Origin of the sequence: Ramlibacter sp. (assembly GCF_035706265.1) — a bacterium.
In the GTDB taxonomy this organism is placed as follows: domain Bacteria; phylum Pseudomonadota; class Gammaproteobacteria; order Burkholderiales; family Burkholderiaceae_C; genus Ramlibacter.
Genome location: NZ_DASSVG010000151.1, coordinates 1 through 6401 on the forward strand (window position 1 = coordinate 1; position 6401 = coordinate 6401).

At 66.3% G+C, this 6401-nt stretch carries 7 protein-coding genes and 1 tRNA gene; 7 read left to right on the forward strand and 1 reads right to left on the reverse strand.

What is annotated here, in order from left to right:
* The 5 genes from VFM98_RS06010 to VFM98_RS06030 form a co-directional block, all read left to right on the forward strand.
* The coding region (locus tag VFM98_RS06010) for a cytochrome bc complex cytochrome b subunit (RefSeq protein WP_325108994.1) at positions 1 to 1346 on the forward strand (1346 nt) is incomplete at its 5' end.
* A gap of 19 nt (positions 1347 to 1365) precedes the next feature.
* Positions 1366 to 2121 (forward strand): cytochrome c1, encoded by a 756-nt coding sequence (locus VFM98_RS06015; RefSeq protein WP_325108995.1) that lies wholly within the window; start codon positions 1366 to 1368, stop codon positions 2119 to 2121.
* Positions 2122 to 2215: 94 nt separating this feature from the next.
* Positions 2216 to 2827 (forward strand): glutathione S-transferase N-terminal domain-containing protein, encoded by a 612-nt coding sequence (locus tag VFM98_RS06020; protein ID WP_325108996.1) that lies wholly within the window; start codon positions 2216 to 2218, stop codon positions 2825 to 2827.
* Positions 2828 to 2867: 40 nt separating this feature from the next.
* Positions 2868 to 3362 carry a ClpXP protease specificity-enhancing factor gene (locus VFM98_RS06025; RefSeq protein ID WP_325108997.1) on the forward strand — a complete coding sequence of 165 codons (495 nt, stop codon included), beginning with the start codon at positions 2868 to 2870 and terminating at the stop codon, positions 3360 to 3362.
* A 28-nt stretch (positions 3363 to 3390) separates the two neighbouring features.
* Positions 3391 to 3466, forward strand: a tRNA-Thr gene (locus tag VFM98_RS06030).
* 68 nt (positions 3467 to 3534) lie between these two features.
* On the opposite strand, the gene VFM98_RS06035 is transcribed toward VFM98_RS06030, so the two are convergent.
* Positions 3535 to 3843 carry a DciA family protein gene (locus VFM98_RS06035; RefSeq protein WP_325108998.1) on the reverse strand — a complete coding sequence of 103 codons (309 nt, stop codon included), beginning with the start codon at positions 3841 to 3843 and terminating at the stop codon, positions 3535 to 3537.
* A 26-nt stretch (positions 3844 to 3869) separates the two neighbouring features.
* Between VFM98_RS06035 and VFM98_RS06040 the strand changes: the two genes are divergently transcribed.
* Both VFM98_RS06040 and VFM98_RS06045 read left to right on the forward strand, forming a co-directional pair.
* Positions 3870 to 4787, forward strand: a complete 918-nt coding sequence (locus VFM98_RS06040) for a M23 family metallopeptidase (protein ID WP_325108999.1) — start codon at positions 3870 to 3872, stop codon at positions 4785 to 4787.
* Between the two features lie 235 nt (positions 4788 to 5022).
* On the forward strand, positions 5023 to 6401 hold a 1379-nt coding region (locus VFM98_RS06045), incomplete at its 3' end, for a DEAD/DEAH box helicase (protein WP_325109000.1).

Below are 6401 nucleotides of genomic sequence, written 5' to 3' on the forward strand. Positions count from 1 at the left end.
AGAACCGCTTCCCGACCGCGTACGACGCGTACAAGGTCCACATGTCGGAGTACTACGCTCCGAAGAACTTCAACTTCTGGTACTTCTTCGGCTCGCTGGCGCTGCTGGTGCTGGTGATCCAGATCGTCACCGGCATCTTCCTCGTGATGCACTACAAGCCCGACGCGAACCTGGCGTTCGCCTCGGTGGAGTACATCATGCGCGACGTGCCCTGGGGCTGGTTGATCCGCTACATGCACTCCACGGGCGCCTCGGCGTTCTTCATCGTGGTGTACCTGCACATGTTCAAGGCGCTGATCTACGGCAGCTACCGCAAGCCGCGCGAGCTGGTGTGGATCTTCGGCTGCACCATCTTCCTGATGCTGATGGCCGAGGCCTTCTTCGGCTACCTGCTGCCCTGGGGCCAGATGTCCTACTGGGGCGCGCAGGTGATCGTGAACCTGTTCTCCGCGGTGCCCTTCGTCGGTCCCGACCTGGCGCTGATGATCCGCGGCGACTACGTGGTGAGCGACGCCACGCTGAACCGCTTCTTCAGCTTCCACGTGATCGCCATCCCGCTGGTGCTGATCGGCCTGGTGGTCGCGCACCTGCTGGCGCTGCACGACGTGGGCTCGAACAACCCGGACGGCATCGACATCAAGGCGCCGAACTACCCGAAGGACGCCCAGGGCCACTCGGTGGACGGCATCCCCTTCCATCCGTACTACAGCGTGCACGACATGGTCGGCGTCGCCGTGTTCCTGATGGTGTTCAGCGCGATCATCTTCTTCGCGCCGGAGCTGGGCGGCTACTTCCTGGAGTACAACAACTTCATCCCGGCCGACCCGCTGCAGACGCCCGCGCACATCGCGCCGGTGTGGTACTTCACGCCCTTCTACTCGATGCTGCGCGCCACCACCGACGTGATGGTCAACGTCTTCGCCATCATCGTGGCGCTGGCGGCGATCTGGGCCTTCTTCCGCAGCCGCATGTCCTTCATGGGCAAGGTGGCGACGGTGGTCGTCGCGGCCATCGCGATCGTGCTGCTCAAGACCTTCGACGCCAAGTTCTGGGGCGTGGTGGTGATGGGCGGCGCCGTGATCATCCTGTTCTTCCTGCCCTGGCTGGACCACGCGCCCGTGCGCTCGATCCGCTACCGCCCGCGCTGGACGTACTGGCTGTACGGCATCTTCGTCGTCTTCTTCGTCATCCTGGCCTACCTGGGCATCCAGCCGCCGTCGCCGGTGGGCACCCTGATGGCCCAGGTGATGACGATCTACTACTTCGGGTTCTTCCTGCTGATGCCGTGGTGGAGCCGCCTGGGCGAGTTCCGGCCGGTGCCCGAGCGCGTCACCTTCGCGCACTGAGAACCCAGGGCAATCCGACATGAAAAAACTGCTCATCTCCTTCCTGCTGGCGCTCGGCGTGGCGGCGGGCGCGCAGGCTGCCGAAGGCGGCGTCGCCTGGGACCAGGCCCCGAGCCGCACCAACGACCTGCCCGCGCTGCAGAACGGCGCCAAGCTGTTCGTCAACTACTGCCTGAACTGCCACTCGGCCGCCTTCATGCGCTTCAACCGCCTGCAGGAGATCGGCATCTCCGAGCAGCAGATCAAGGACAACCTGCTGTTCGTGACCGACAAGGTCGGCGACACCATGAAGGCCCCGATCGACCCGAAGGAAGCCAAGGAATGGTTCGGCGCGGTGCCGCCGGACCTGACCCTGGTGGCGCGCTCGCGCGCCGGCCACGGCGGCACGGGCGCCGACTACCTGTACACCTACATGCGTTCCTTCTACCGCGACGACACCCGTCCGACCGGCTGGAACAACCTGGTCTTCCCCAACGTCGGCATGCCGCACGTGCTGTGGGAGCTGCAGGGCGACCGCGAGCCGGTGTTCGAGAAGGCGGAGGCCGGCGGCCACGAGGTGGAGGCGTTCAAGGGCTGGAAGCAGATCACGCCCGGCACCATGACCACCCAGCAGTACGACCAGGCGGTCGGGGATCTGGTGGGCTACCTGCAGTGGATGGCCGAGCCGGCGCAGAATCAGCGGGTGCGCATCGGCGCCTGGGTCATGCTCTTCCTGGGCGTGCTGCTGGTCGTGTTCTGGCGCCTCAACGCTGCCTACTGGAAAGATATTCACTGACGAAACGCCGCCCCGCCTACGGCGGGGCGTGCGCACTTCGCGTAGAGTGGGCTGCCGTCGCACCCACTCTTTTTGGTTTTAGAGGACTTTCAAGATGATGGTGCTGTATTCGGGCACGACCTGCCCCTTCTCGCATCGCTGCCGCTTCGTGCTCTTCGAAAAGGGCATGGATTTCGAGATCCGCGACGTCGACCTGTACAACAAGCCGGAAGACATCAACGTGATGAATCCGTACGGCCAGGTGCCCATCCTGGTCGAGCGCGACCTCATCCTGTACGAGTCGAACATCATCAACGAGTACATCGACGAGCGCTTCCCGCACCCGCAACTGATGCCCGGGGACCCGGTGGACCGCGCCCGCGTGCGCCTGTTCCTGCTGAATTTCGAGAAGGAACTGTTCGTGCACGTCTCGACGCTCGAGTCGCGCGCGCAGAAGAGCAACGAGAAGGCGCTGGAGAAGGCCCGCTCGCACATCCGCGACCGGCTCACCCAGCTCGCTCCGGTGTTCCTGAAGAACAAGTACATGCTGGGCGAGAACTTCTCCATGCTCGACGTGGCGATCGCCCCGCTGCTCTGGCGCCTGGACTACTACGGCATCGAGCTGTCGAAGAACGCGGCGCCCCTGCTGAAGTACGCCGAGCGCATCTTCTCGCGCCCCGCCTACATCGAGGCGCTGACACCATCCGAAAAGGTGATGCGCAAGTAGCGCATACTTGGCCGGCTGCTGAAGTACTCGCGCCCCACGCATGAACGCACTGGAATCGACGTCCACCCGCCCCTACCTGATCCGGGCCCTCTACGAATGGTGCACCGACAACGGCTTCACGCCCTACGTGGCGGTGCTGGTGGACGACACGGTGCAGGTGCCGCGCGAGTACGTCAAGAACGGCGAGATCGTGCTGAACATCAGCTACGACGCCACCAGTTCGCTCAAGCTGGGCAACGACTTCATCGAGTTCAAGGCCCGCTTCGCCGGCACGGCGCGCGAGATCATGGTTCCCGTCAACCGGGTGATCGCGATCTATGCGCGCGAGAACGGGCAGGGCATGGCCTTCCCGGTGCCGGTGCCCGGCGCCCCGCCGGAGGAGACCCGGCCCTCGCCGCTGTCCAGCGTGCCGGCCGCCGCCGAAGGCGAGAGCAAGGTGGTGCAGCTGGTGCCGGAGGCCGGCGCCCCCACGCCGCCGGAGGAGCCCCCGCGGCCGCCCAGCGGCCCGCGCCCCGCGCTCAAGCGCGTGAAGTGATCCCGCCTAGAATCGTTTCCCTTCCCGGGCCGATTTAGCTCAGTCGGTAGAGCAACTGTCTTGTAAACAGTAGGTCGTCCGTTCGATTCGGACAATCGGCACCACCCACTTCTCCCCCATTCTTCCCCTCGTCGGATGACCGGCCGCCGCTGCAGGACAGGCGGGCGCCGCGTTACGCCTTGTGGCTTCCGAGCTTCAGCCGGATTGCAGTAACCTGCCATCCACTGCTGATGAGCCGGGCTTGAAGAACAGGCAACAACTGCCGGAGCTTGGCCGCAGCGGCGCTGCTGTCCACCAGCAGGCACCAGGTGGTCCCATCGATGGGGCCCGGGCGCACGGAAGTGCGCAGGGGTGCGGGGATGCACGGCTCGATGGCCTTGAGGCGTTCCGCGGATTCGCGTGCCAACTGCGCGAGCCGCGCCAGCGTCGGCGCTTCCTCGGCGGCCTGGTGCACCGGCACCGCGTGGTGGCGGCGGTTCATGAAGAAGCAGGAAGAGGGGCTTTCAAGTGCAGTTGATTATCACGGATGCGTGGCTGGCGAAGAGCCGCGCCATTCATTTGAGCGGCACCCGGCTGGCCGCGGCCGTCCTGGCCCTGTCGCTGGCCCTGATGCTGGTGGCGGCGGGCCTGTACCACTGGGTCTTCCTCAAGGGCGCGCGCGAGCGCTGGCCGGTGGTGGGCACGCTGGTGCGGCTGATGGTGCAGGACGAATTCGAGCAGCGCGACCGCTTCATGCGCGAGAACCTCGATGCGATGGCCAGGCGCCTGGGCGAGATGCAGGCCCGCATGCTGCAGGTGGAGGCGCTCAGCGAACGCGTCTCGGGCCTGGCGGGCGTCAACCCCAAGGACCTGAAGCTCGCCGGCGGCAGCGGCGGGGCGCTGGTGGAAGGCCGTCCGCTCACGCTGGAGGAACTGCAGGCCACGCTGGACGACCTGGAGCAGCTCACGGGCGAGCGTACCGACCTGCTCACGGTGATGGAATCGCGCCTGTTCGACCAGCGGCTGAAGAAGATGATGGTGCCCACCCAGGCACCCCTGCCCGGTCACGGCGTGGGCTCGCCCTTCGGCTGGCGCATCGACCCGTTCACCGGCCACAAGGCGCTGCACACCGGCCTGGACTTCCTGGGCGAGGCGGGCACGCCGATCCTGGCGGCCGCGGGCGGCGTGGTGGTCACCGCATCGCTGCATCCCGCCTACGGCAACATGGTCGAAGTCGATCACGGCAACGGACTGGTCACCCGCTACGCGCACGCCTCGAAGCTGATCGTGAAGAAGGGCGACCTCGTCAAGCGCGGCCAGCGGCTGGCGCTGGTGGGCACCACCGGCCGCTCGACCGGGCCGCACCTGCATTTCGAGGTGCTGGTGCAGGGCGTGCACCAGGATCCGCGCCGCTTCCTCAACGCCGCCAAGGTGGCCCTCCAGTAACGAGGCGCCGTGCGTCGTCGCGGGCCCGGCGCGCGCGGCCTGTCGGTCCGCAGCCGCGATCCGGCGCGGATTGACGGAATCACGGGTGTCGTGGCCGACGGCCCACCCGCTAAAATCCGATACTTTCGCTGCCGCGCTCGCCTTGTTCCGGCCCGCGGCGGCTCCATTTGCTGATCAACAAAGGACTGCGCCGTCGCGGGCCGCCGAGTGGCGGGCCGCGGCCTCCACCGCGCCCATGGCCACCACTTTCCTGACCAAGATCTTCGGCTCCCGCAACGACCGCCTGCTCAAGCAGTACCGGCGCACCGTGGAGCAAATCAACGCGCTGGAGCCGAAGCTCGAACAGCTGTCCGACGAGCAACTGCGCGCCAAGACCCAGGAATTCCGCGAGCGCCTGGCCCAGGGCGAGTCGCTGGACGACCTGCTGCCGGAGGCCTTCGCCGTCGTGCGCGAGGGCTCCAAGCGCATCATGAAGATGCGCCACTTCGACGTCCAGCTGATGGGCGGCATCGCGCTGCACCAGGGCAAGATCGCCGAGATGCGCACCGGCGAGGGCAAGACGCTGACGGCCACCCTGCCGGTGTACCTGAACGCGCTCTCCGGCAAGGGCGTGCACGTGGTGACGGTGAACGACTACCTCGCCAACCGCGACGCCCAGTGGATGGGCAAGCTGTACAACTACCTCGGCCTGACGGTGGGCGTGAACCTGCCGCAGATGCCCAAGGAGCAGAAACAGGCCGCCTACCACTCGGACATCACGTACGGCACCAACAACGAGTACGGCTTCGACTACCTGCGCGACAACATGGTCTACGAGACCGGCGATCGCGTGCAGCGGGGCCTGAACTACGCGATCGTCGACGAGGTGGACTCGATCCTGATCGACGAGGCGCGCACGCCCCTGATCATCAGCGGCCAGGCCGAGGACCACACCGAGCTGTACATCACCATGAACAAGGTGGTGCCCCTGCTCACGAAGCAGGAGGGCGAGGCCGATCCGCGCACGGGCGAGGGCGTGACCAAGCCCGGCGACTTCACGGTGGACGAGAAGACGCACCAGGTGTTCCTCACCGAGCAGGGCCACGAGCGGGCCGAGAAGGTGCTGTCCCAGATGGGGCTGATCGCCGAAGGCGCCACGCTGTACGACCCCGCCAACATCGCCCTGATGCACCACCTGAACGCGGCGCTGCGGGCCAACCACCTGTACCACCGCGACCAGCACTACGTGGTGCAGAACGGCGAGATCATCATCGTCGACGAGTTCACCGGCCGCCTGATGCAGGGCCGCCGCTGGAGCGACGGCCTGCACCAGGCCGTGGAGGCCAAGGAAGGCGTGGAGATCCAGGCCGAGAACCAGACCCTCGCCTCGATCACCTTCCAGAACTACTTCCGCCTGTACGGCAAGCTGGCCGGCATGACGGGCACGGCCGACACCGAGGCCTACGAATTCCAGGAGATCTACGGCCTCGAGACCGTGGTGATCCCGCCCAACAAGCCGAGCCGCCGCGACGACCAGCTCGATCGCGTCTACAAGACGACGAAGGAGAAGTACGACGCGGCCATCGAGGACATCCGCGAGTGCCACGAGCGCGGCCAGCCGGTGCTGGTGGGCAC

Bases quoted from the DNA above. Each gene is read 5' to 3' on its own strand.
- VFM98_RS06015 (WP_325108995.1), top strand. From the start codon at position 1,366: ATGAAAAAACTGCTCATCTCCTTCCTGCTGGCGCTCGGCGTGGCGGCG.
- VFM98_RS06020 (WP_325108996.1), top strand. From the start codon at position 2,216: ATGATGGTGCTGTATTCGGGCACGACCTGCCCCTTCTCGCATCGCTGC.
- VFM98_RS06025 (WP_325108997.1), top strand. From the start codon at position 2,868: ATGAACGCACTGGAATCGACGTCCACCCGCCCCTACCTGATCCGGGCC.
- VFM98_RS06035 (WP_325108998.1), bottom strand. From the start codon at position 3,843: ATGAACCGCCGCCACCACGCGGTGCCGGTGCACCAGGCCGCCGAGGAA.